The sequence below is a fragment of the Sinorhizobium sp. P24N7 genome, from assembly GCF_042436655.1.
GTDB lineage: Bacteria > Pseudomonadota > Alphaproteobacteria > Rhizobiales > Rhizobiaceae > Sinorhizobium > Sinorhizobium meliloti_A.
Map to the genome: position 1 here is coordinate 88,588 of NZ_JBHMIW010000001.1, position 21,805 is coordinate 110,392.

The 21,805-nt window shown below is 64.6% G+C and carries 19 protein-coding genes; 9 read left to right on the forward strand and 10 right to left on the reverse strand.

The annotated features are described in order from the left end of the window. The first annotated feature begins 40 nt into the window (after positions 1 to 40). The 4 genes from ACFHWW_RS00385 to ACFHWW_RS00400 are packed head-to-tail and all read left to right on the forward strand — an operon-like array spanning position 41 to position 4,849. Positions 41 to 541, forward strand: a complete 501-nt coding sequence (locus ACFHWW_RS00385; protein ID WP_100671613.1) for a tripartite tricarboxylate transporter TctB family protein — start codon at positions 41 to 43, stop codon at positions 539 to 541. 34 nt (positions 542 to 575) lie between these two features. Further along, entirely contained in the window at positions 576 to 2,114 is a 1,539-nt protein-coding gene (locus tag ACFHWW_RS00390) for a tripartite tricarboxylate transporter permease (protein ID WP_018096164.1), read from the forward strand. Between the two features lie 58 nt (positions 2,115 to 2,172). Next, positions 2,173 to 3,114, forward strand: coding sequence for a sugar phosphate isomerase/epimerase family protein (locus ACFHWW_RS00395; RefSeq protein WP_379936988.1), 942 nt, complete (start codon positions 2,173 to 2,175; stop codon positions 3,112 to 3,114). 16 nt (positions 3,115 to 3,130) lie between these two features. Next, entirely contained in the window at positions 3,131 to 4,849 is a 1,719-nt protein-coding gene (locus tag ACFHWW_RS00400) for a dihydroxyacetone kinase family protein (RefSeq protein WP_379936989.1), read from the forward strand. 106 nt (positions 4,850 to 4,955) lie between these two features. Here ACFHWW_RS00400 and ACFHWW_RS00405 read toward each other — a convergent pair whose 3' ends face one another. From ACFHWW_RS00405 to phnG, 7 genes are read right to left on the reverse strand one after another with little or no spacing between them, the layout of a single operon-like run. Continuing rightward, positions 4,956 to 5,570, reverse strand: coding sequence for a DapH/DapD/GlmU-related protein (locus ACFHWW_RS00405; RefSeq protein WP_275599446.1), 615 nt, complete (start codon positions 5,568 to 5,570; stop codon positions 4,956 to 4,958). Continuing rightward, a complete protein-coding gene (gene phnL, locus ACFHWW_RS00410; RefSeq protein ID WP_018096168.1) occupies positions 5,567 to 6,274 on the reverse strand; it encodes a phosphonate C-P lyase system protein PhnL in 708 nt (235 codons plus the stop codon). The genes ACFHWW_RS00405 and phnL overlap by 4 nt, the downstream gene beginning before the upstream one ends. Positions 6,275 to 6,307: 33 nt before the next feature. Then, a complete protein-coding gene (gene phnK, locus ACFHWW_RS00415; protein WP_010976255.1) occupies positions 6,308 to 7,084 on the reverse strand; it encodes a phosphonate C-P lyase system protein PhnK in 777 nt (258 codons plus the stop codon). After that, positions 7,081 to 7,974 carry an alpha-D-ribose 1-methylphosphonate 5-phosphate C-P-lyase PhnJ gene (locus ACFHWW_RS00420; RefSeq protein ID WP_275599444.1) on the reverse strand — a complete coding sequence of 298 codons (894 nt, stop codon included), beginning with the start codon at positions 7,972 to 7,974 and terminating at the stop codon, positions 7,081 to 7,083. The genes phnK and ACFHWW_RS00420 overlap by 4 nt, the downstream gene beginning before the upstream one ends. Continuing rightward, complete coding sequence (locus ACFHWW_RS00425; protein WP_379936990.1) at positions 7,971 to 9,077, reverse strand: carbon-phosphorus lyase complex subunit PhnI; 1,107 nt, start codon at positions 9,075 to 9,077, stop codon at positions 7,971 to 7,973. Before ACFHWW_RS00425 ends, ACFHWW_RS00420 begins: the two co-directional genes overlap by 4 nt. Before the next feature lie 4 nt (positions 9,078 to 9,081). Further along, on the reverse strand, positions 9,082 to 9,684 hold the full coding sequence (gene phnH / locus ACFHWW_RS00430; protein ID WP_275599442.1) for a phosphonate C-P lyase system protein PhnH: 603 nt from the start codon (positions 9,682 to 9,684) through the stop codon (positions 9,082 to 9,084). After that, the gene (gene phnG / locus ACFHWW_RS00435) at positions 9,684 to 10,148 is read right to left on the reverse strand and encodes a phosphonate C-P lyase system protein PhnG (RefSeq protein ID WP_379936991.1); all 465 of its coding nucleotides are present in this window, start codon (positions 10,146 to 10,148) and stop codon (positions 9,684 to 9,686) included. The genes phnH and phnG overlap by 1 nt, the downstream gene beginning before the upstream one ends. Before the next feature lie 125 nt (positions 10,149 to 10,273). Here phnG and phnF point away from each other — a divergent pair, with 125 nt between their 5' ends. Continuing rightward, positions 10,274 to 11,008: a phosphonate metabolism transcriptional regulator PhnF gene (gene phnF / locus ACFHWW_RS00440; protein WP_100671270.1), complete on the forward strand. Its 735-nt coding sequence runs from the start codon at positions 10,274 to 10,276 to the stop codon at positions 11,006 to 11,008. Positions 11,009 to 11,028: 20 nt separating this feature from the next. On the opposite strand, the gene scpA is transcribed toward phnF, so the two are convergent. From scpA to ACFHWW_RS00455, 3 genes are all read right to left on the reverse strand, one after another. Then, positions 11,029 to 13,167 carry a methylmalonyl-CoA mutase gene (gene scpA / locus ACFHWW_RS00445; protein ID WP_379936992.1) on the reverse strand — a complete coding sequence of 713 codons (2,139 nt, stop codon included), beginning with the start codon at positions 13,165 to 13,167 and terminating at the stop codon, positions 11,029 to 11,031. Between the two features lie 224 nt (positions 13,168 to 13,391). Then, on the reverse strand, positions 13,392 to 15,404 hold the full coding sequence (locus tag ACFHWW_RS00450; RefSeq protein ID WP_379936993.1) for an acetyl-CoA carboxylase biotin carboxylase subunit: 2,013 nt from the start codon (positions 15,402 to 15,404) through the stop codon (positions 13,392 to 13,394). A gap of 12 nt (positions 15,405 to 15,416) precedes the next feature. Next, positions 15,417 to 16,949: an acyl-CoA carboxylase subunit beta gene (locus ACFHWW_RS00455; RefSeq protein ID WP_379936994.1), complete on the reverse strand. Its 1,533-nt coding sequence runs from the start codon at positions 16,947 to 16,949 to the stop codon at positions 15,417 to 15,419. Positions 16,950 to 17,100: 151 nt separating this feature from the next. On the opposite strand from ACFHWW_RS00455, the gene ACFHWW_RS00460 reads away from it, so the two are divergent. The 4 genes from ACFHWW_RS00460 to mmsB all read left to right on the forward strand — a co-directional run bounded on the left by ACFHWW_RS00460 (position 17,101) and on the right by mmsB (position 21,800). Beyond that, complete coding sequence (locus ACFHWW_RS00460) at positions 17,101 to 18,519, forward strand: short-chain fatty acyl-CoA regulator family protein (protein ID WP_379936995.1); 1,419 nt, start codon at positions 17,101 to 17,103, stop codon at positions 18,517 to 18,519. 123 nt (positions 18,520 to 18,642) lie between these two features. Continuing rightward, positions 18,643 to 19,785: an isobutyryl-CoA dehydrogenase gene (locus ACFHWW_RS00465; protein WP_379936996.1), complete on the forward strand. Its 1,143-nt coding sequence runs from the start codon at positions 18,643 to 18,645 to the stop codon at positions 19,783 to 19,785. A 12-nt stretch (positions 19,786 to 19,797) separates the two neighbouring features. Further along, positions 19,798 to 20,859 (forward strand): enoyl-CoA hydratase/isomerase family protein, encoded by a 1,062-nt coding sequence (locus ACFHWW_RS00470; RefSeq protein ID WP_379936997.1) that lies wholly within the window; start codon positions 19,798 to 19,800, stop codon positions 20,857 to 20,859. A 44-nt stretch (positions 20,860 to 20,903) separates the two neighbouring features. Then, a complete protein-coding gene (mmsB, locus tag ACFHWW_RS00475; RefSeq protein ID WP_018096180.1) occupies positions 20,904 to 21,800 on the forward strand; it encodes a 3-hydroxyisobutyrate dehydrogenase in 897 nt (298 codons plus the stop codon). The last annotated feature ends 5 nt before the right edge of the window (positions 21,801 to 21,805 follow it).

The window sequence follows — 21,805 nt, forward strand, 5'->3', positions numbered from 1 at the left end:
CTCTCAGGACGCCCATTCTCCGCTTGGAAAGGTCACGATCATGAGTGAGAACAGTGCGAATGGGATCAGCCGCTTTGCGGTGGAACTCGGCGTCGCCGCGCTGACGGGTGCCTTCGGCATCGCTGTCTGCTACGGCTCCCTCGACATCGGTGCGGGCTGGACCGACATGGGTCCGGATGCGGGCTATTTCCCCTTCTATATCGGTCTGCTCATCGTTCTCGGCAGCCTCGCCAATATCGCGCATGCATTCTTCAAGCATCGCGGTACAGGCGAGATCTTCCTCGACGGCGCCCGCGCCAGGGTGGTCGCCTCTTTCCTGCTGCCGGTTGCGGCCTTCGCCGCCGTTTCCGCCTGGCTGGGCCTCTATGTCGGGACGGCACTCTACATCGCCGCGACCATGCTCTTCCAGGGGCGTTACAAATGGTGGATCGCGATCCCCGCAGGACTCGGCGTCTCGATCTTCTTTTTCATCGTTTTCGAAATCGGCTTCCAGGTTCCGTTGCTGAAGGGACCGGTCGAAGCCTGGTTCGGAATTTACTGACCCGCAAGGGTGCAGTGCTTGCGGGAGGAATGACATGGAAAATATCGGTCTTCTGATCGATGGCTTCGGCCACATCCTCAGCTGGAACCACATCCTGCTGATGATCGTCGGCGTGACGCTCGGCATCCTCGTCGGCGTGCTGCCGGGCCTCGGTGCGCCGAACGGCGTGTCGCTGCTTCTGCCGCTTACCTTCTCCATGGACCCGATCTCGGCGATCATCCTCTTGTCCTGCATGTATTGGGGCGCGCTTTTCGGCGGCTCGACGACGTCGATCCTCTTCAACATTCCGGGCGAGCCCTCCTCGGTCGCCACGACGTTCGACGGCTATCCCATGGCGAAAGCCGGTCATGCGAGCCGGGCGCTCACGCTTGCCTTCGTTTCGGCCGGCCTCGGCGCGCTTGCGGGCGTCGTCATGATCACGCTGCTTTCGGGCTGGGTGGCGAACTTTGCGCTCAAATTCTCCTCGCCCGAATATTTCGCCGTCTATTTCCTCGCCTTTGCGAGCTTCATCTCCATGGGCGCGCAGTCACCCTTCAAGACGCTCGTCTCGATGATGCTCGGCTTCGCGCTCGCCTCGATCGGCATGGATACGATCTCGGGCAATCTGAGGCTCACCTTCGACATCCCCGAACTGATCAAGGGCGTGAGCTTCCTGATTGCCGTCATGGGACTCTTCGGCATCGGCGAACTTCTGCTGACGACGGAAGAGGGGCTGCGCTTCGAAGGCATCAAGGCGCGGGTGCGCCTCTCCGAGATCGGCAGGACGCTGATCGAGATCCCGCGTTACTGGCTGACGATCGCCCGCTCGACGATCATCGGCATCTGGATGGGGATCACGCCGGCCGGCCCGACCGCCGCCTCCTTCATGAGCTATGGCGTTGCCCGGCGCTCGGCACGCGACAAATCGATGTTCGGCAAGGGCGATCCGCGCGGCATCGTCGCGCCCGAGACTGCCGACCATTCCGCCGGCACATCGGCCCTGCTGCCGATGCTGGCGCTCGGCGTCCCGGGTTCCGCCACCGCCGCGGTGATGATGGGCGGGTTGATGATCTGGGGCCTGACGCCCGGCCCGATGCTCTTCACCGATCGCCCGGACTTCGTCTGGGGTCTGATCGCCTCCATGTATCTCGGCAATGTCGTCGCCGTCTTCCTCGTGATCGCGACGGTGCCGCTTTACGCCTCGATCCTGCGCGTGCCGTTCTCGATCATCGGACCGATCATCGTCGCGGTCATCTTCTCGGGGGCCTACCAGGTCGCGAACTCCGTCTCGGACATCTTCATGGTGATCGGCTTCGGTCTCCTGGGTTATATCTTCAAGAAGCTGGACTATCCGCTCGCGCCGCTGGTTCTCGCCATGGTGCTCGGCGACAAGGCGGAAGACGCCTTCCGTCAGTCGATGCTGATGTCGGGCGGCAGCCTCAACATCTTCTGGTCGAACGGCCTTGTCTCTGCCCTGATGGCCGTTGCCCTTGCGCTGCTTCTCTCCCCGCTCTTCTTCTGGCTGATCGGCACGTTGCGCAGGCGCAAGAACGAGGTTGCCGCTTCGAGCGGCGACGGCAATGCGGCGGCCTGACCGGCCGCCTCGTCCCGTACCCCTAGATCCAATTTCTTCAAATCCCGAGGAGTCCGCCATGGCGCCGCGCAAATGGAACCGTGACAACTGGCCGATTGCGGCCGCGATGATCCAGTATCCCAACCTTTTGCCGGACGGCCGTTCGGTGCAGGACCAGCCGGTCGAGGAGTGGGCGGCGACGCTCTCCGACGTGGTGGATGCCGGCTTCACCGAACTGGATCCGACCGACAGCTGGATACGGCTGGCGGACCTTTCGGCGGAGCGTCTTGATCAGTTCGTGGGCCTGACACGGTCTCTCGGCCTCACGATACCGGCGATCTCCACCTCGCGGCGCAGCCTCATAGACCCGGAACATGGCGAGGAATACCTCGCTTACGGACACCGGGTCGTCGAGGCGGCTGCCGCCGTAGGCGCCGGCTCCGTGTCCTTCGGCTTCTTCGGCCCGCTGACGGAGGCGCAGAAGAAAGTCCTCTGGTTCTGGACGGTTGACGGCGTGAAGAACCCCGACGATGCGGGAACCTGGCAGTTGGCGGTTTCGCGTGTTCGCGAACTCGGCCGCCATGCCGAAGAACTCGGCATCGAAGTCTCGCTGGAGATGTACGAGGATACCTATCTGGGCACGGCCGACAGTTCCGTGCGCTTCGTTCAGGAGGTAGGCCTCGCCAATGTCGGCATCAATGCCGATCTCGGCAATCTCATCCGCCTGCACCGGCCCGTGGAACATTGGCAGGAAATGATGGCGAAGGTTGCGCCTTTTGCCAAATACTGGCACGTCAAGAACTACAACCGCACGGAAGATCCGGCATCCGGCGTCATCGTCACCCATCCGGCCCCGCTCGAATTCGGCCTCATCAACTATCGGGCGGCAATTCGCATGGCGCTGGCGCATGGCTTCGACAGTCCCTTCCTCTGCGAGCATTACGGCGGTGACGGCCTTTCCGTCAGCGCCGCCAATCGGGACTATCTGAGGCGCATCCTGCCTCGACAAGAAGGACATTGAAGGGGACATTGAAGCGATGACCACGATCTTTGACGCTCCGGAAGATTTCGCCACGACCGCACTCGCAGGTTTTGCAGCGATCTATCAGCGCAACGTCCGCCTGGTGAAGGGCGGCGTCGTGCGCTCGACCAAGGTGCCGAAGGGCAAGGTCGCCGTCGTGGTCGGCGGCGGCTCGGGACACTACCCGGCCTTCGCTGGCTATGTCGGACCGGGGCTCGCCGACGCGGCGGTCGCCGGCGATGTCTTTGCCTCGCCCTCGACGGCCGCGGTAGCCCGCGTCTGCCGCCATGCCGACCAGGGCGGCGGTGTATTGCTCGGCTTCGGCAACTATGCGGGCGACGTTCTGAACTTCGGGGTTGCGGCCGAACGGCTTCGCTCCGAAGGCATCGACGTGCGCATCCTGCCCGTGACCGATGACGTGGCGAGTGCGCCCGCGGAGACGTCGGCCAAGCGCCGCGGGATTGCCGGCGACCTCGTCGTTTTCAAGATCGCCGGCGCGGCAGCGGAAGCTGGCAAATCGCTCGACGAGGTCGAGCGGCTCGCGCGTCACGCCAATGAGCGGACGGTATCCTTCGGCGTCGCCTTCGGCGGTTGCACGCTTCCGGGCGCCACCGGTCCGCTTTTCACCGTGCCGAAGGGCCAGATGGCGCTCGGACTCGGCATTCACGGGGAACCGGGCGTCAGCGAGGAGACGATCGCGACGGCGAGCGATCTCGCGAAGCTTCTAACCGGCAAGCTTCTTGCCGAGCGCCCCGCAGGCTCCAGGAAGGTGGCGGCCGTGCTGAACGGTCTCGGCTCGACCAAATATGAAGAACTTTTCGTGCTTTGGACGGCGATCGCAAGACAGCTCAGCGATGCGGGCCTCGAAATCGTCGACCCCGAATGCGGCGAATTCGTCACCAGCCTCGACATGCAGGGCTGCTCGCTCACCCTTCTCTGGCTGGACGAAGAGTTGGAGGCGCTCTGGCGCGCGCCCACGGATGCGCCGGTGCTGCGAAAGGGTGTGATCATTGCCGCCGAACCCGCGACCGACGAGATCGTAGACGCCGACGGCCCGCAGTCTTTCGGCCCCGCAGCGGAAGCCTCGAAGGAAAGCGGCAAATGCATAGCCCGGCTGATCGGCAACATTGCCGAGGCGCTGAAGGACGCGGAGGAGGAACTTGGCCGCATCGACGCCTTTGCCGGCGACGGCGATCACGGCCAGGGGATGCGCCGCGGTTCGGCCGCCGCATTCGACGCAGCAAAGGCGGCGGCCGCGGCTGGGGCAGGGGCCGCAAGCGTGCTTGCTGCCGCGGGCGACGCCTGGGCGGACCGCGCCGGCGGCACCTCGGGCGCGATCTGGGGCTTGGCCCTGCGCTCCTGGAGCAATGCCTTCAGTGATGAGAATAAGGTGAGCGACGCGGCGATCGCGAAGGGCTCCCGCCTCGCACTCGACGGCGTCACGCGTCTCGGCCGCGCGCGCGTGGGCGACAAGACGCTGGTCGACGCGCTGGTGCCTTTCGTGGAGACGCTGGAAAGGGAATCCGCCGCCGGCAGGCCGCTTGTGGAAGCCTGGAACGCGGCGGCCAAGGCCGCTCAAGAGGCCGCCGATGCGACCTCCGCGCTGACCCCGAAACTCGGCCGCGCCCGGCCGCTGGCCGAAAAGAGCATCGGCCACCCGGATGCGGGTGCGGTTTCGCTGGCGCTGGTGGCTCGGGTTGCGGGTGCGTTTTTGATGGAAGCTGCGGCCGCCTGATACGCTTGCGGCGGCGGATTTGCCCCTCTCCCCGGCTTGTCCCTTCTCCCCGTCGAAACGGGGAGAAGATCGCGGCAGCGGGATGAGGGCATCATACGCGCGGCGCCTAGCTATACCGCACAAGAAACTCCTCCGCCGTCAGTTCCCGGAAATCGTCCAGCGCATGGCGTAGCTTGGTGTGGTCCCAGTCCCACCAGGCGAGCTGATCCATGGCTTCGCCGACCCGGGCCGTGAAGCGATCTCGGATGAGTCTCGCAGGTACCCCGCCGACAATCGTGTACGGTGCGACGTCCTTGGAGACGACGGCGCCGGCGCCGATCACGGCTCCATTGCCGACACTCACGCCGGGCAGGATCGTCGCGCCATGGCCGATCCAGACGTCATGGCCGATCGTCACCCGGTTCTGCCGGCGCCAGGCGAAGAGATCGTGGTCGGGCTCCGCATCGTCCCAATACATCGGTGCGCGATAGGTGAAGTGATGCAGCGTCGCCCGCCAGGTGGGATGGTTGGTGGCGTTGATGCGCACGGCTGCGGCGATGTTGACGAATTTGCCAACCGTCGCGCACCAGATCGAACCATCCTGCATGATGTAGGAATAATCACCGAACTCCACCTCGTCGAGGCGCGAGCGTTCCCGGATTTCGGTGTAGCGGCCGAGCGTCGAGTTCACGACGCTCGCTGTCGGATGGATGGTGGGTTCGAGGTCGAGTTTCTGGCTCATGCGGCGTATTTCCTTGGCGAGAATTCCGATACGTCGATGATGCGGTCGGCGACCGCCTCGCGTACCTCCTCGTCATGGAAAATACCGATCAGGGCCGTGCCGGCCGCCTTCTTCCCGGCGATCATTTCCACCACCACTGCGCGGTTCTTCGCATCGAGCGAGGCCGTCGGTTCGTCCAGGAGCAGGATCTGATGGTCCGTGATGAAGCCGCGGGCGATATTGACCCGCTGCTGTTCGCCGCCGGAGAAGGTGGCCGGCGGCAGGGCCCAGAGTTCCCTCGGCAGGTTGAGCCTCGAAAGCAGTTCGGCCGCACGCTCCCGCGCTTCGGCCGCCGTCACACCGCGCGCCTGCAAGGGCTCGGCGACGATGTCGAGGGCGGAGACGCGCGGCACGACACGCAGAAACTGGCTAACATAGCCGAGCGTCGTGCGGCGCACCTCGAGCACGGTGCGCGGCTCGGCCGTTGCGAGGTTCACCAGGCGGCCGTCATGTTCCACCAGGATCTGGCCTTCGTCGACGCCGTAATTTCCGTAGAGCATCTTGAGGATCGAGCTCTTGCCGACGCCGGAGGGGCCGCCGAGCACCACGCATTCGCCGGCCTTCACCGAGAAGGAGACGTTCGCGACCACCGGCAGGCGCACGCCGTCGCGAAGATGCATGGTGAAGCTTTTCGCGACTTCCGAGACAACGAGGGGAGTTGGCATGGTCTTTACTTTCCGTTGCGCATTGTCAATGCGTCACACCTGAAGAATCGAGGAAACGAGGAGTTGCGTGTAGGGCTCGCGCGGATCGTCGAGCACCCGGTCGGTCAGACCCTGTTCGATGACGGCGCCGTCCTTCATCACCATCATCCGGTGCGAAAGGAGGCGCGCCACGGCGAGGTCGTGGGTGACGATGACCGCCGCAAGGCCGAGGTCGTGGACGAGGCCGCGAACCAGATCGAGCAGGCGTGCCTGCACCGAGACGTCGAGGCCGCCGGTCGGCTCGTCCATAAAGACGAGGCGGGGCGAGGTGACCAGATTGCGGGCGATCTGCAGGCGCTGGCGCATGCCGCCGGAGAAGGCGCGCGGCTGATCGTCGATCCGGTCCTCTTCGATTTCCACGCGCCTCAGCCAGTCGCCTGCCGCCGCGCGGATATTTCCGTAATGCCGGTCGCCGACCGCCATCAAGCGCTCGCCGACATTTGCACCGGCCGACACCGTCATCCTCAGCCCGTCCGCCGGGTTCTGGTGCACGAAGCCCCAGTCGGTGCGCATCAGAAAGCGACGCTCGGCCTCGCTCATGCGCGCAAGATCCCGGTACTGGCCGTCGCGCATGTGATATTCGACGATGCCGGATGTCGGCATAAGCCGGGTCGAGAGGCAGGAGAGCAGCGTGGTCTTCCCCGAGCCGGATTCGCCGACGATGGCGAGCACCTCGCCCGGATAGAGCTCGAAGGAGACATTGCGGCAGCCGATGCGACTTCCATAAAATTTCGAAACGTCACTGACTTTCAGAAGCGGCACGGCGCTCATACTGCAGCCTCCTGGCTTTCTTTCGCGGCGGGGGCGAGCATGGCACCGGCATGGCCGTGCGCCCGGCGATCCTCGCAATGGTCGGTGTCGGAGCAGACGAACATGCGCCCGCCCTTGTCGTCGAGCACGACCTCGTCGAGATAGACGTTCTCGGCGCCGCAAAGGGCGCAGGGCTTGTCGAATTTCTGAACCTCGAAGGGGTGATCCTCGAAATCGAGGCTGACGACCTCGGTATGGGGTGGCACCGCATAGATGCGCTTCTCCCGGCCGGCGCCGAAGAGCTGGAGGGCCTCCGACATATGCATCTTCGGATTGTCGAATTTCGGCGTCGGCGAGGGGTCCATCACGTAACGGTCCTCGACCTTCACAGGATAGGCGTAGGTCGTGGCGATATGGCCGTTGCGGGCGATGTCCTCGTAGAGCTTCACATGCATGAGCCCGTATTCCTCGAGCGCATGCATCTTGCGCGTCTCGGTTTCGCGCGGTTCGAGGAAGCGCAGCGGTTCCGGAATGGGCACCTGGTAGACGAGCGTCTGCCCCTCTCTCAGTTGCTCCTCGGGAATGCGGTGCCGCGTCTGGATGATCGTCGCCTCCGTCGTCCTCGTGGTGACGGCGACATCGGCGACCTTCTGGAAGAAGGCGCGGATCGAAACGGCGTTCGTCGTGTCGTCGGCGCCCTGATCGATCACCTTGAGCACGTCGTCGGGCCCGAGGATGGAGGCGGTCACCTGCACGCCGCCGGTGCCCCAGCCATAGGGCATGGGCATTTCGCGGGAGGCGAAGGGCACCTGATAGCCCGGGATGGCGATCGCCTTCAGGATCGCGCGGCGGATCATCCGCTTCGTCTGCTCGTCCAGATAGGCGAAGTTGTAAGTTGCGAGGTCGTTCATTCGGCGGCCTCCTTAATGCCGTCCCTGCCGCCGGCCTGGGCGGCGTCGTGTTTCCGGCGCATGCGCCTGACCAGGTCGAGCTCGGCCTGAAAATCAACGTAATGCGGCAGCTTCAGATGTTCGACGAAGCCGGTCGCCTGGACGTTGTCGGCATGCGAGATGACGAATTCCTGATCCTGGGCGGGGGCGACGATGTCCTCGTCGAATTCGTCGGTCCGGAGAGCCCGATCGACCAGCGACATCGACATCGCCTTGCGCTCGCTCTGGCCGAAGACGAGTCCGTAGCCGCGGGTGAATTGCGGCGGCTGCTTGGCCGAGCCCTTGAACTGGTTGACCATCTGGCATTCGGTAACGCGGATGACCCCAAGTGAAACGGCAAAGCCCAGCTCCGGCAGCTCCAGTTCGACCTCGACCTCGCCGATCCTGACCTCGCCGACGAAGGGATGCGTGCGGCCATAGCCGCGCTGCGTGGAGTAGGCGAGCGCCAGCAGGAATCCCTCGTCGCCACGGGCAAGCGCCTGCAGGCGGAGATCGCGCGCCATCGGAAATTCCATCGGCTCGCGCGTCAGGTCCCCCGCCACGTGAGCTTCCGGCATCTGGCCGTCGCCCTCGATCAGGCCTTCGCCGTCGAGAATGTCGGAGACGCGCATGACATGTTCGCCCGGCTCCTTGAGCGCCGGCTCATCGACCGGCTGTTCGCCGATGAGCGACGGGTCGAGAAGTCGGTGTGTATAGTCGAAGGTGGGGCCGAGCAGTTGGCCGCCGGGGAGATCCTTGTAGGTGGCCGAGACGCGCCGTTCGACCTTCATTTTTGCGGTGTCGACCGGTTCGGAATAGCCGAATCGCGGAAGGGTCGTGCGGTAGGCGCGCAGGATGAAGATCGCCTCGATCATGTCGCCGCGCGCCTGGCGCACGGCAAGCGCCGCAAGCGCACGGTCGTAAAGCGAGGCCTCGGCCATCACGCGGTCGACCGCGAGCCCGAGCTGCTCGACGACCTGTTCTATGGTGATCGCGGGCAGCGCCCGGTCGCCGCGCCGGCGATCGGCCAGCAGCCGGTGAGCATTGGCAATGGCGGCTTCTCCGCCCTTGACGGCTACATACATGCGCTTACTCCCGCTCGAGTTTGGTGGTGCGCGGCAGGCAAAGCACTGCCTCGCGCGCCGTCAGGACGAGATCGATGCCGCGTGGAAAGATCGCCCGGTTGGCGGCCCAGAGGTCGAGGAACACGTCGGGCAGGCCCTTCGGTGCGATGACGATCCCGTTCTTGATTCCCGGTCCCCGGCCGATCAGCGGCTGCCCGCCCTCGAGCGCTTCCACCTCGACGACGAGCGTGGTGGAACGGTCGGGATATTCCTGCGTGCCGAGGGAGAACTGGTCGAAGCCCGGCACAGCCGCGTCCTTCTCGAAGAAGGCAAAGCGGGCTTCGTCCTTCGCCTCGGTGACGCCCGCGCCGGTGTGAAACGCGATCCACTTCGGCGCGGAGGATTTGGAGAGCGCCGGCGATAGCCAGACCGGCGTGTCGTGGTCGCAGAGCGTGAGCGCGACAGCTCCGCTTGCCTCTCCGAGTGGCGCCGGAGGGGCTGCAGCAGTGGAAAGCCGGCCGACGGTACCCGGGCGGGCGAAGCAGTCCATCAGGCTGCGGAACACGGACTGCGCCTCGAAGACAGGATCGGCGAAGGCGCCGCTATAGATTTGCGATTTGGCCTTCATCAATCCTCTCCGCGGACCATGGTGAAGAAGTCGACGCGGGTCGCAGCCGTTTCCTCGGCCTTGCGACGGTCTTCCGCATCAAGGCGAGCGGCCAGCTGCTCGTGCAGCGCCTCGACGCTTGCGCGATGCGCAGCGCTCTGAAAAAGCGCGTCGAAGATCGCGGCAAAGCGGGCGCGTGCCTTGTCGGTGCCGAGCAGCTGCCCATGGCCGATCTCTCCGGTCGAAAGCCGCACGGTGGCGCGTGAAACGGTGGCCTCGCCGAGGTTGAAAGGATCGCCGCCGCCGCCGATCTTGCCGCGCACCATGACGAGCCCGGTTTCCGGACCGCGCACCGGCGCGACCTCCGGCTTGTCCTCGATCGCGTCCCAGGCCATGGAAAGTTCGCCGAGCGTGGCGCGCGCCAGAAGCCGCATGCCTTCCCGGCGCTGAGCGATGCCTTCATCACTTGTCTTCGCTGCGTCCATCATCTCACTCCAAAATGTCTATTGATCTAGACAACTATACATCTTATACCTTTCCATAGCCTTCGCAAATGACAGGCTTGTGACATTTGCCAAGAAACCGGCGGCGAAGAAGTGGGGCGAAGAAGATGGTGGCGAAGGTCGTCGAACGGCAGATGGGCGTGGCGCTATGGCGGCAGATTGCCGACAGGATACGGCTGGCGATCAGCAACGGCGACTATGACGCGACCGGCATGGTGCCGCCGGAGACGGCCCTTGCAGCGGAATTCGGCGTCAATCGCCACACCGTGCGCAGCGCGCTGGCAGCACTCGCGGAAGAAGGTCTGGTGCGCGCGGTGCAGGGGCGCGGCACGATGATCGAGCGCAAGGATCGTGTGAGCTATCCGATCTCGCGGCGCACTCGCTTCTCGCAAGGCCTCGGCCGCCAGGTGAAGGAAATCGGAACCGAGCTCCGGGGGCATCGCCAAGTGTCGGCAAGCGGCGAAATCGCCGCTGCGCTTGGCGTTCCCCCGGGCACCCCTCTCATCGAGCTCAGCACCGTCAGCAGCGGCGACGGGCGGCCGCTTTCGACGGCGGTCAGCTACTACCCCGCCGAGCGCTTTGCGAGGATGGCGGAGGAATATGGGCGGCTCGGATCGGTCACCAAGGCCTTTGCCGTGCATGGGCTCGACGACTACGTCCGGGTCTCGACGGAGATCGTCGCGCGGCACGCGGACGCAGAGGAACTCTCGCTTCTGAAACTCTCGCCGGGGGCGATCGTCATGGAGACGCAATCGATCAATGCGGATCTCGGAGGCCGCCCGGTCGAATATTCGCGAACGCGCTTTGCCGCCGACCGGATGAAGCTCCGGATCGAGACTTGAACTCGGCCGGACGGCGCGGACTACACGTTTCGCCGCCTGCCTTCGATCAGATCCAGCACGGCGCGCGCGGCGTCGAGCACCTGGGTGCCGGGTCCGAAGACGGCGGCGACGCCGTTCTCCATCAGATAATCATAGTCCTGCCGGGGAATGACACCGCCGCAGACGACGATAATGTCCTCGCCGCCGCGCTTCTTCAGTGCCTCTGCGAGTTGCGGCATCAGCGTCCTGTGGCCGGCGGCAAGCGATGAAACGCCGATTACGGTGACCTCTTCGGCGAGCGCCAGATCGGCGGCTTCTTCCGGCGTCTGGAACAAGGGGCCTGCGACGACATCGAAGCCGATATCGCCGAAGGCGGATGCGATCACCTTGGCGCCGCGGTCGTGTCCGTCCTGGCCGAGCTTGGCTACCATGATCTTCGGCTTGTGGCCGAGCCGCTTCGTCGCTTCCCCGAGCCGCCCGGCGAGTACGCCGAGTTCCGGATCTCCTTCATAAGCCTTGCCGTAGATGTCGGTGACGACTTCCGGAATGGCGGTGTAATCGCCGAAAGCCTCCCGCATGGCATCGGTGATTTCGCCGACGGTGGCGCGCGCCCGGGCGGCCTCGACGGCGGCGGCGAGCAGATTGCCCTTGCCGCTGCGCGCCACGTCGGCCAGCGCGTCCAGCGCTTCCTTCATCTTCCGTGAGTCCCGCCGGCGCCTCGTCTCCTCGATCCGCTTGATCTGAGCCGCCCGAACCGCGGCATTGTCGATCTGGAGAATGTCGATCGGCTGCTCGTTCTCGAGCCGGTACCGGTTGACGCCGACGATGACCTCCTCGCCGCGGTCTACGGCGGCTTGCCGTCGGGTCGCGGCCTCTTCGATCAGCCGCTTCGGCAGGCCGGCATTGACGGCCTTCGTCATGCCGCCCAGCGCCTCCACTTCCTCGATCAGGGCCCAGGCCTTTTCGGCAAGCTCGTTCGTCAGGCTCTCGACGTAATAGGAGCCGGCAAGCGGGTCGACGACCTTCGTCACGCCGGTCTCGTGCTGCAGGATCAATTGCGTGTTGCGGGCGATGCGGGCTGAAAAATCCGTCGGAAGCGCCATCGCCTCGTCGAAGGAATTGGTGTGAAGCGATTGCGTGCCGCCGAGCACGGCGGACATCGCCTCGAAGGCGGTGCGGACGATATTGTTATAGGGGTCCTGTTCCTGAAGCGACACGCCCGACGTCTGGCAATGGGTCCGCAGCATCAGGGAGGACGCCTTCTCGGGCTTGAACTCCTTCATGATCCGCGTCCAGAGGAGCCGCGCGGCGCGCAGCTTCGCCGCCTCCATGAAGAAGTTCATGCCGATTGCGAAGAAGAAGGAGAGCCGGCCGGCGAAGTCGTCGACGTTCAGCCCCTTGGCGAGTGCCGCGCGCACATATTCGCGCCCGTCGGCAAGGGTGAAGGCGAGTTCCTGCACGAGCGTCGCGCCGGCCTCCTGCATGTGATAACCGGAGATCGAGGTCGAATTGAACTTCGGCATCTCCTTCGCGGTATATTCGATGATGTCGGCGACGATCCGCATCGAGGGTTCCGGCGGATAGATGTAGGTGTTGCGGACCATGAACTCCTTGAGGATGTCGTTCTGGATGGTCCCGGAGAGCTTGTCGCGGCTGACGCCCTGTTCCTCGCCGGCAACGATGAAGGAGGCGAGGATCGGGATCACCGCACCGTTCATGGTCATGGACACCGAAATCCTGTCGAGCGGGATGCCGTCGAACAGGATCTTCATGTCCTCCACCGAGTCGATCGCGACCCCGGCCTTGCCGACATCCCCTTCGACGCGCGGGTGGTCGCTGTCATAGCCGCGGTGCGTGGCGAGATCGAAGGCGACCGAGACGCCCTGCTGGCCGGCGGCGAGGTTCCTGCGATAGAAGGCGTTGGACGCCTCGGCCGTCGAGAAGCCGGCATATTGCCGGATCGTCCAGGGCCGGCCGGCATACATGGTGGCCCGCGGGCCGCGCACGAAGGGTTCGAAGCCGGGGAGCGCGTTCAGGTGACCGATGCCGGAGATGTCGTCGCTCGTATAGAGCGGCTTGACGTCGATGCCCTCCGGCGTGTGCCAGACGAGGCTTTCGGGGGAGGCCTTGAGTTCTTTCTCGGCAAGGGCTTCCCAGTCCTTGATGGTCTTTTCGGTCATTGTTTCACTCCGAATAGCTTTGGCCGGGGCTTGGCCCTCATCGGTACCGATGAAACTGCAAGCCCCTCATCCGCCTGCCGGCACCTTCTCCCCGCAAGCGGAGCGAAGGAGACTCGCGGCGCAGTCTTAAGTCCCTCTCCCCGCGTGCGGGGAGAGGGCTAGGGTGAGGGGCAAAGCTGCCGCTCCTTACGGAGGCATCTCAGCGCCTCCTCAACGCTGCACCATCACTCGAACTCCATGATCAACTCGTCCACCGCGAGGCTCGCGCCGGCTTCGATCGCCACGCGCTTCACGATCGCACGCTTTTCCGCCCGCAGTATATTCTCCATCTTCATCGCCTCGACGACGGCAATCGCCTGTCCGGCCTCGACCGTGTCGCCGGGCTTGACGCTGATCGAGGTCACCACCCCGGGCATTGGGCAGAGCAGCATCTTGGACGTGTCGGGCGGAAGCTTCTTCGGCATCAGGCGGGCGAGCTCGGCGACGCGAGGGCTTCTGACCCTTGCGACGACGTCGATCCCTCGCCAACGCAACCTTATGCCCGGGCCGGCGAGCTCGACCTTCACGCTCATGGGCTGATTGTCGATATTGAAAGCGGCGCGGGTGCGGCCGGGCGCCCAGTCGGTTGCGACGGAAACGGATGTCCCGTCGGCAAAGCGGACATAGGTCCCGTCGGCGGAAGCCTCGCATGTGATCCGAATGTCGTGCCCGTCGAGGCTCGCCACCCATTCATGGCCGACGATCCGGCGGTGGTTGCCGATTGTGCCGGAAATCCGGCTGGCGCGCTCCTGGAGCGTCTGGTTGACCGTAGCCGCGACGGCGGCAAGCTTGCGTGCCGAAGTCTCGTCCGGCGCCACCCCTTGAAACCCCTCCTTGAATTCCTCGGCGATATAGGCGGTGGTCAGCCGTCCCTCGCGGAAACGGTCCTGCTGCATCACGGCCGAGAGGAAGGGCAGGTTATGGCCGATCCCTTCGACTTCGAACGCGTCGAGTGCACCCGCCATCGCGCGCACGGCCGTCGGTCGATCCGGTCCCCAGGTGCAGAGCTTGGCGATCATCGGATCGTAGTACATCGAGATCTCGCCGCCCTCGCAGACGCCGGTGTCGTTGCGGATGACGGTACCGTCGGCCTGCACGCCTTCCTCCGGCGGACGATAGCGCGTCAGCCGGCCGATCGAGGGGAGGAAGTTGCGATAGGGGTCTTCCGCATAGAGCCGGCTTTCAATTGCCCAGCCGTCGAGCTTCACGTCTTTCTGGGTGAAAGCCAACTTCTCGCCGGCCGCGACGCGGATCATCTGCTCGACCAGATCGAGGCCGGTAACGAGTTCCGTCACGGGATGCTCGACCTGCAGCCGGGTGTTCATCTCGAGAAAGTAGAAGTTGCGGCCGGCGTCCACGATGAACTCGACCGTGCCGGCCGAGTGATAGCCGACGGCCTTTGCCAGCGCGACCGCCTGCTCGCCCATGGCGCGGCGTGTCTTCTCGTCGAGGAAGGGCGAGGGCGCCTCCTCGATGACCTTCTGGTTCCGCCGCTGGATCGAGCATTCGCGCTCACCGAGATAGACGATATTGCCATGTTTGTCGCCGAGCACCTGGATCTCGATGTGGCGGGGCTCGGTCACGAATTTCTCGATGAAGATGCGGTCGTCGCCGAAGGAGCTTTTCGCCTCGTTCTTCGACGACTGGAAACCCTCTCGTGCCTCGCGCTCGTTCCAGGCGATCCGCATGCCCTTGCCGCCGCCGCCGGCGGAAGCCTTGATCATCACCGGAAAGCCGATCTCAGCGGCGATGCGCGCGGCCTCGTCCGCATCCTCGATCAGCCCCATATGGCCGGGAACGGTGGAAACGCCCGCTTCCGCGGCGAGCTTCTTCGAGGTGATCTTGTCGCCCATCGCCTCGATCGCCCCGACCGGCGGACCGATGAAGGTCACGCCTTCCTTCTCCAGAGCCTCGGCGAAGGCGGGGTTTTCGGAGAGGAAGCCGTAGCCGGGGTGAACGGCATCGGCCCCGCTCCTGCGGATCGCCGAGAGGATATTCTCGATGACGATGTAGGACTGGCTGGAGGGGGAGGGGCCGATATGGACGGCCTCATCCGCCATGCGTACATGCATTGCGTCGCGGTCGGCATCCGAATAGACGGCAGCTGTCGCTATGCCGAGCTTCTTCGCGGTGCGGATGACGCGGCAGGCGATTTCACCACGATTGGCGATGAGGATCTTCTTGAACATGTTTCCCATCGGGTTCTCCCGTCAAAGCGGGATGGTGTCGTGCTTGCGCCAGCGGGTCTCGACCTGCTTGTTGCGCAGGGAGGCGAAGGCGCGGGCGATGCGGCGGCGGGAGGAGTGCGGCATGATCACCTCGTCGATGAAGCCTCTCTCGGCGGCGACGAAGGGATTGGCGAAGCGCTCTTCGTATTCCTTCGTCCGGGCTGCGATCTTCTCGGGATCGCCGAGCTCGGAACGGTAGAGGATTTCGGTCGCGCCCTTGGCACCCATCACGGCGATCTCGGCCGTCGGCCAGGCGTAGTTCACGTCGGCGCCGATGTGCTTGGAGGCCATGACGTCATAGGCGCCGCCATAGGCCTTGCGCGTGATCAGCGTCACCATGGGGACCGTCGCCTGGCTATAGGCGAAGAGCAGCTTGGCGCCGTGCTTGATGACGCCGCCATATTCCTGGGCCGTGCCGGGCAGGAAGCCGGGCACGTCGACGAGTGTCAGAATCGGGATCGAGAAGGCGTCGCAGAAGCGGACGAAACGCGCGGCCTTGCGCGAAGAGTCGATGTCGAGGCAGCCGGCGAGAACCATCGGCTGGTTGGCGACGACGCCGACGGTCTGGCCTTCGATGCGGATGAAGGCGGTTATGATGTTGCGGGCGAAGCTTGCCTGGAGCTCAAAGAAATCGCCCTCGTCGGCAATGGCGAGGATCAATTCCTTCATGTCGTATGGCTTGGCGGCACTGTCCGGGATCAGGCTGTCGAGCCGCATTTCGATACGTGAGGGATCGTCATGGAACGGCCGCACCGGCGGCTTCTCGCGGTTGTTCAGCGGCAGGAAATCGAAGAGCAGGCGGACATGCTCGAGCGCCTCGACATCGTTTTCATAGGCGCCGTCGGCGACCGAGGATTTCGTCGTGTGCGTGCGGGCGCCGCCGAGCTCTTCCGCGGTGACAATCTCATTGGTGACCGTCTTCACGACGTCGGGACCGGTCACGAACATGTAGGAACTGTCGCGGACCATGAAGATGAAGTCGGTCATCGCCGGCGAGTAGACCGCGCCGCCGGCGCAGGGACCCATGATCACCGAGATCTGCGGAATGACGCCCGACACCTCTGCATTGCGGCGGAAGACCTCGGCATAGCCGGCAAGCGACGCCACGCCCTCCTGGATGCGCGCGCCGCCGGAATCGTTGAGGCCGATCACCGGCGCACCGTTGCGCGCGGCCATATCCATGATCTTGCAGATCTTTTGGGCATGCGTCTCGGAGAGGGAGCCGCCGAGGACCGTGAAGTCCTGGCTGAAGACATAGACCTGGCGGCCGTTGATGGTGCCCCAGCCGGTGACAACGCCGTCGCCGGGGATCTTCTGGCCAGCCATGCCGAAATCGACGCTGCGATGCGTCACATACATGTCGTATTCTTCGAAGGAGGCCTCGTCGAGAAGCACGTCGATGCGCTCGCGTGCCGTCAGCTTGCCCTTGCCGTGCTGCGCCGCGACGCGGCGTTCACCGCCGCCCGCCCTCGCTTCGGCCCGGCGGGCTTCCACCTGTTCAAGTACGGCGCGCATCGCTCTCCTCCATTTTTGCTGATTGTGCAGAGGCTTGCCTGCCTTCGCAATAGCGCCGAAGGCCTGATGGAAAAACCGCCGATGATGTGCAAATGTGGAATATATAAAATTGCGAAGCGCAAACTGCAAAGTTGCGAATACGAGTGCAAAGATGGCGATCGGGAAGCTCTATATCGGCCGCAAGGTCAGGGATCTCAGGGATGGCAAGCGACTGACGCAGGGGCAGTTCGCCGAGCGCATCGGAATTTCGACGAGCTATCTCAATCAGATCGAGAACAATCAGCGTCCCGTGTCCGCGGCGGTGCTGCTCGCACTGGCGGAGAAGTTCCAGATCGACATCGCCGAACTATCCTCGGGCGAAAGCGACCGATTGCTCTCGGCACTGTCGGAAGCTTTGAGCGACCCGCTCTTCGAAACCTATTCGCCGAGCCTGCAGGAGCTGAAGCTCGTCGCCCAGAATGCGCCGGGGCTCGCCCATGCGCTGATCTCCTGTCATCAGGCCTATCGGCGCAACAGCGAGCAGCTCGCCAGCATCGACGACACGATCGGCCGTGGTGCGTCCCTGGTGGAGACGACGCCCTATGAAGAGGTGCGCGACTTCTTCCATTTCGTCGACAACTATATTCATGAAATCGATACGCTCGCCGAGACGCTTGCGGGCGAGCTCGGCCTCGGCGATGGCGACAACCATGCGGCCCTCGCCACCTATCTGGAGGCGCGCCACGGGATACGTGTCTTGCGCGGGGCAGCGGGTGACGAGGCGATCCGCCGTTTCGATCCCCGCGCCCGCCTACTCACGCTCAATCCTTACGCGCCGGCGGCGACACGCGACTTCCAGCTCGCGTTGCAGATCGCACAGATGTACGCCCGCGAGGAGATCGACCGGGTGGCGGGAAGCGCCGGCTTCCGAACGGAGGAAGCCTATGAGATCTGCCGCATCGGTCTGCAGAACTATTTTGCGGGCGCCTTGATCCTCCCCTACCAGCCGTTCTCGAAAGCCGCACGCGACCTGCGCCACGATGTCGAGCTTCTTGCTGCCCGTTTCGGTGCCTCGCTGGAGCAGGTCTGCCACCGGCTTTCGACGCTGCAGCGGCCGGGGCAGAAGGGTATTCCGATCTTCTTCGCGCGGATCGACCGGGCCGGCAACATCACCAAGCGCCACAGTGCCGCCAAGCTGCAATTCGCCCGCTTCGGCGCGGCCTGCCCGCTCTGGAACGTGCATCAGGCCTTCGAGACGCCGGGCCGGATCATCCGCCAGCTTGCGGAGACGCCGGACGGCGTGCGCTACCTCTGTCTCGCGACCCAGATCACCAAGGGCGGCGGCGGCTACCGGGCCGCGCATCCCCGCTATGCCTTGGCGCTGGGCTGCGAAATCTCTTACGCCGATGCCTTCGTTTATGCCGACGACATGGATCTCGGGAACCGCGCCGCCTACGATCCGATCGGCATTTCCTGCCGCATCTGCGAGCGCACCAGATGTGCGAGCCGTGCGGTGCCGCCGCTGAAGCGCAAGCTCATCGTCGATCATGACATGCGCGGCGCTCTGCCGTATCGTCTTAGCGAGACGTAGAGCCGCGCCTAGCGTCCTGTTCGTTTCTGAACAGATACTGTGTGCATTTGCGTCTGTGCCTGTGCGGGTTTTGCTGTAACTAAGCATTGCAGCAGCGATATGCGGGTCAGGGAGGACATGCATATGGATTTTCGCCTTTCCGAGGAACAGCAGGCCATCCGCACGATGGCGCTCGATTTTGCCCGGGACGAGATCGCGCCCCACGCAATCGACTGGGACCAGCAGAAGCATTTTCCGGTGGAGACTTTGCGCGCGGCGGCCGCGCTCGGAATGGCCGGCATCTATGTCAGCGACGACGTCGGCGGAACGGGACTTACCCGTCTCGACGCGGCAATGATCATCGAGGCGCTCGCGACCGGCTGCCCCGCGATCGCCTCCTTCGTTTCGATCCACAATATGTGCGCCGGCATGATCGATCGCTACGGCACGGACGCGCAGCGCCGGCGCCTGCTTCCGCCGCTTCTCACGATGGACGTCCTGGCGAGCTATTGCCTGACGGAGCCCGGCTCCGGCTCGGACGCGGCCGCGCTCAAGACAAAGGCGGTGCCCGAGGGTGACGCCTATCTGCTTACCGGCCAGAAACAGTTCATTTCCGGTGCCGGCGAGTCCGGCCTTTATATCGTCATGGCACGCACGGGCGAGGAAGGGCCGAAGGGGATCTCCGCCTTTGTCGTCGAGAAGGACGCTCCTGGGCTCACCTTCGGCGCCAATGAGAAGAAGATGGGCTGGCATGCCCAGCCCACGCGGGCGGTGATGCTCGACAATGTTCGCGTTCCCGTCGAGAACCGGCTGGGTGCCGAGGGCGAGGGCTTCAGGATCGCCATGGCCGGTCTCGACGGGGGCAGGCTCAACATCGCCGCCGCATCGCTCGGCGGCGCGCAATCCGCTTTTGACAAGGCGCTCGCCTATGTCCAGGAGCGCCGTGCCTTCGGGAAGGCGATCGGCGAATTCCAGGCGCTGCAGTTCCGCCTCGCCGATATGGCGACGGATCTGGAAATCGCTCGGACCTTCCTCTGGCGGGCGGCCTGCGCCCTCGATGCGGCGGACCCGGAGGCGCCGAAGCTCTGCGCGATGGCCAAACGTTTTGTCACAGATCGCTGCTTTGCTGTCGCCAATGACGCACTGCAATTGCATGGCGGCTACGGCTATCTCGCCGACTACGGCGTCGAGAAGATTGTCCGCGACCTGAGGGTGCACCAGATACTCGAAGGTACGAACGAGATCATGCGGCTGATCGTGTCGCGTGCGATCATGGGACGGAACTAGGAAGGATTTTCGATGGAGATGCAGACCACGCTTCCGGAGGTCATTGTCGAGCGCCAGGGCGCGATCGGCAGGCTGCGGCTCAACCGTCCCCGCGCACTGAACAGCCTCAATCGCACGATGATCCGCGCGATCGCTGCGGCGCTGACCGAGTTCGAGCGCGACCCGGAGATTGCCGCAGTGCTTGTCACGGGCGAGGGCGAACGGGGCCTCTGCGCCGGCGGCGACATCCGGATGATCTACGAAAGCGGCCGCGAACGGCCTGAGGAGGGCGCGCAGTTCTGGCGCGAGGAGTTCATCGTCAACAGCCGAATTTCAGCCTATTCCAAGCCCTATATCGCGATCATGGACGGGATCGTGATGGGCGGCGGCGTCGGCGTTTCCTCCCATGGCAGCCATCGGATCGTGACCGAGAGGACGCGCTTCGCCATGCCGGAAACGGGGATCGGCTATTTCACCGATGTCGGCGCGACCTGGCTCCTGCCGCGCGCGCCCGGCGAGTTCGGTACCTATCTCGGGCTGACGGGCCGCGATGTCGGTGCGGCGGCGGTCATCCATGCGCGGCTCGCCGACAGTTTCGTTCCCTCCGAGAGGATAGGCGAGCTCATCGCCTCGCTCTCTGCCTCGGCCACGGCCGATGACGTTTCGGCGGCGATCCGCGCCGTTTCGAGCGAGCCCCCGGCATCGGCCCTGCTCGACCATCTGTCCGTCATCGACCGCTGCTTCGCCTTCGATGCCGTGGAGGAGATCCTCGCGGCACTGGAGAAGGACGGTTCGGATTTCGCGCGCGAGACGCTCGAACTCCTGAAGACCCGATCGGCGATCAGCCTCAAACTGACGCTGTCGCTCCTAAGGGCAGGGCGCTCCAGCGCAACGCTCAACGAATGCCTCGAGCGGGAATATGCCGCCACCCTCGCCATGCTTTCCAACCCGGATTTCTACGAGGGCGTCAGGGCCGCGGTGATCGACAAGGACAGGAATCCGAAATGGTCGGTCGGGCTTTCGGAGGCTACCCCCGAGATGCTCGCCCGCTTCGGGAGGAATGACGGCGCGCCGCTCTTCGCCGGGAAGGCATAAGGCGGGGCAGTTCGTGACAGTTTCAGTTGAGGAGGAGAGGCAAGATGACGAAGATCGCCTTTATCGGGCTTGGCAACATGGGCGGACCTATGGCCGCCAATCTGGTGAAGGCGGGCCACGCGGTCGCCGGCTTCGATCTGTCGGAAGCCTCGCGCAATGCCGCCGCCAAGACGGGCGTCTCGGTCGCCGGCTCGATCGCCCAGGCCGTGCGTGAGATGGAATGCGTCATCACCATGTTGCCGGCGAGCGCGCATGTCCTTTATGTGTGGGACGAACTGCTCGGCTTCGTCGATCCCGGCACGCTTCTGATCGACAGCTCGACAATCGACGTCGAAAGCGCGCGCAAGGTTCACGGCCTTGCCGAAAGGGCTGGCTGCCCTTCGCTCGACGCGCCTGTTTCCGGCGGCACGGCGGGGGCGGCGGCCGCTACGCTGACCTTCATGGTCGGAGGGAGCGAGGGCGCCTTCTCGCGCGGCAAGCACCTGCTCGAAGCCATGGGCAAGAAGATCGTCCATTGCGGCGACGCCGGCGCCGGCCAGGCGGCGAAGATCTGCAACAATATGATCCTCGGCGTTTCCATGGCGGCGGTCTGCGAGGCCTTCGTGCTCGCCGAACGGCTCGGCCTCTCGCATCAGGCGCTCTTCGACGTGGCCTCTACCTCGTCGGGCCAGTGCTGGTCGCTGACGACCTATTGCCCGGTGCCCGGCCCGGTTCCGACCTCGCCTGCCAATGGTGGCTACAAGCCCGGTTTCGCCGCGAGCCTCATGCTCAAGGATCTGAAACTCTCGCAGCAGGCGGCCAGCGCCAGCGGTGCGGCGACGCCGATGGGGGCACAGGCGACACAGCTTTACAGCCTTTTCGAGAAGCTCGGTCACGGGGCAGAGGATTTCTCCGCGCTGATCCATCTGCTCAGGGGGAACGAGGAGGCGAAGGAGGGGTAGCTTGC

Coding starts and splice junctions, on each gene's coding strand:
- ACFHWW_RS00450 (WP_379936993.1), bottom strand. CDS start 15,404: ATGGGAAACATGTTCAAGAAGATCCTCATCGCCAATCGTGGTGAAATC.
- phnK (WP_010976255.1), bottom strand. CDS start 7,084: ATGAGCGCCGTGCCGCTTCTGAAAGTCAGTGACGTTTCGAAATTTTAT.
- phnG (WP_379936991.1), bottom strand. CDS start 10,148: ATGGACGCAGCGAAGACAAGTGATGAAGGCATCGCTCAGCGCCGGGAA.
- ACFHWW_RS00400 (WP_379936989.1), top strand. CDS start 3,131: ATGACCACGATCTTTGACGCTCCGGAAGATTTCGCCACGACCGCACTC.
- ACFHWW_RS00420 (WP_275599444.1), bottom strand. CDS start 7,974: ATGAACGACCTCGCAACTTACAACTTCGCCTATCTGGACGAGCAGACG.
- ACFHWW_RS00385 (WP_100671613.1), top strand. CDS start 41: ATGAGTGAGAACAGTGCGAATGGGATCAGCCGCTTTGCGGTGGAACTC.
- ACFHWW_RS00425 (WP_379936990.1), bottom strand. CDS start 9,077: ATGTATGTAGCCGTCAAGGGCGGAGAAGCCGCCATTGCCAATGCTCAC.
- ACFHWW_RS00460 (WP_379936995.1), top strand. CDS start 17,101: ATGGCGATCGGGAAGCTCTATATCGGCCGCAAGGTCAGGGATCTCAGG.
- ACFHWW_RS00470 (WP_379936997.1), top strand. CDS start 19,798: ATGGAGATGCAGACCACGCTTCCGGAGGTCATTGTCGAGCGCCAGGGC.
- phnH (WP_275599442.1), bottom strand. CDS start 9,684: ATGAAGGCCAAATCGCAAATCTATAGCGGCGCCTTCGCCGATCCTGTC.
- phnL (WP_018096168.1), bottom strand. CDS start 6,274: ATGCCAACTCCCCTCGTTGTCTCGGAAGTCGCGAAAAGCTTCACCATG.
- ACFHWW_RS00465 (WP_379936996.1), top strand. CDS start 18,643: ATGGATTTTCGCCTTTCCGAGGAACAGCAGGCCATCCGCACGATGGCG.
- phnF (WP_100671270.1), top strand. CDS start 10,274: ATGGTGGCGAAGGTCGTCGAACGGCAGATGGGCGTGGCGCTATGGCGG.
- mmsB (WP_018096180.1), top strand. CDS start 20,904: ATGACGAAGATCGCCTTTATCGGGCTTGGCAACATGGGCGGACCTATG.
- ACFHWW_RS00390 (WP_018096164.1), top strand. CDS start 576: ATGGAAAATATCGGTCTTCTGATCGATGGCTTCGGCCACATCCTCAGC.
- scpA (WP_379936992.1), bottom strand. CDS start 13,167: ATGACCGAAAAGACCATCAAGGACTGGGAAGCCCTTGCCGAGAAAGAA.
- ACFHWW_RS00395 (WP_379936988.1), top strand. CDS start 2,173: ATGGCGCCGCGCAAATGGAACCGTGACAACTGGCCGATTGCGGCCGCG.
- ACFHWW_RS00455 (WP_379936994.1), bottom strand. CDS start 16,949: ATGCGCGCCGTACTTGAACAGGTGGAAGCCCGCCGGGCCGAAGCGAGG.
- ACFHWW_RS00405 (WP_275599446.1), bottom strand. CDS start 5,570: ATGAGCCAGAAACTCGACCTCGAACCCACCATCCATCCGACAGCGAGC.